This window comes from Hyella patelloides LEGE 07179, assembly GCF_900659865.1.
Lineage (GTDB): Bacteria > Cyanobacteriota > Cyanobacteriia > Cyanobacteriales > Xenococcaceae > Hyella > Hyella patelloides.
On the sequence record NZ_LR214438.1, the window covers coordinates 1 to 1,035 of the forward strand.

Annotated in this window: 1 protein-coding gene and 1 pseudogene; both read right to left on the reverse strand. The window is 37.4% G+C overall.

Features of this window, described 5'->3' with window-relative positions; translation table 11 throughout:
- Window positions 1-244: 244 nt before the first annotated feature.
- Window positions 245-754 (reverse strand): hypothetical protein, encoded by a 510-nt coding sequence (locus H1P_RS35560; protein ID WP_144876508.1) that lies wholly within the window; start codon window positions 752-754, stop codon window positions 245-247.
- A gap of 87 nt (window positions 755-841) precedes the next feature.
- Window positions 842-1,035, reverse strand: a pseudogene (locus tag H1P_RS35565) (ATP-dependent DNA helicase); the annotation flags it as partial.

A 1,035-nucleotide genomic window follows, 5' to 3' on the forward strand; every position in this document is an offset into this window, starting at 1 on the left:
ATAATTAAATAATTTCTTAAATAGCTGTTGCTTAATTACTATTTATTTTGTCCTGGTCAATTTTTCTTTATGACTGGATTTTTAGGTTCTCTCACCGAATTTTCTCACAATTTAGCCTAATTTTTGGCTTTCCAATATCTCAAATTTCTATTATTAGAAAAAATCTTCAACTTTTAAGCTTTAAATTGGCTTTCAACTTAATTTGTGAGAAAAGTGGGAAGAGAGATTGCGAATCTGATTGATTCTACCAAATCGTATAATCTTCACAATTGATTTTTCCATAAGGGTGCATGGCACAGACCAATAGTTGACCATTGTAATATTGACCGTGAAGATTAATGCAGCCACTACACCCAAAAGGAATTCCTGAATCTTTTGAGGATTCATCCCCAGAGAGCCTCTCTCCAGAAGAGATTATTTCTTCTGGGATAGGTAGTATAGATGTCCTGGTACATCTGATATTTTCTACAGGCAACCCTAATTTCACTATGTAATTACGCGCTCTTGCCCTCAAACCCCATTCTACAGACCGATCGCTTAACCATAATCCTTCAATTCTCCTCAGTACTTTTTGCCTTTTAGTCTTATTCCACCAATAAAAACGATACATTAACAACTCTTGGGCTAAAAAATACGCCCATGTACGCTCATCTCTTGTTCCGTTGCCTAGAGTCACCAAATATCCGTATTCTGGGTCGCAATAGTCCAGGTAGATTTTGAGACCAGAACTCAAGACATATTTGATTATTCCCACTATTATTCTCCAGAAAGCTTTCATCATTCTCGAATCAGAACTTTAGTTTTTGCCCTGGTTAAAGCCGTATATTGTAATTTTTGGCGATCACGCAGTGGCAGGCTTCGCCTGATCGCTACAGCCTCTCATGTCCGCAACATCCAAAAATACATAATCGATAGTACTTCCTTGTGCTTTGTGTGTCGTTAAACTGTACGCATAACCCACATCATCAAACATTCTCGATAGATCGAAATAGCTCTGCCATTGTTTAACTTGCGCCAAATACTTCACCTTTTCAT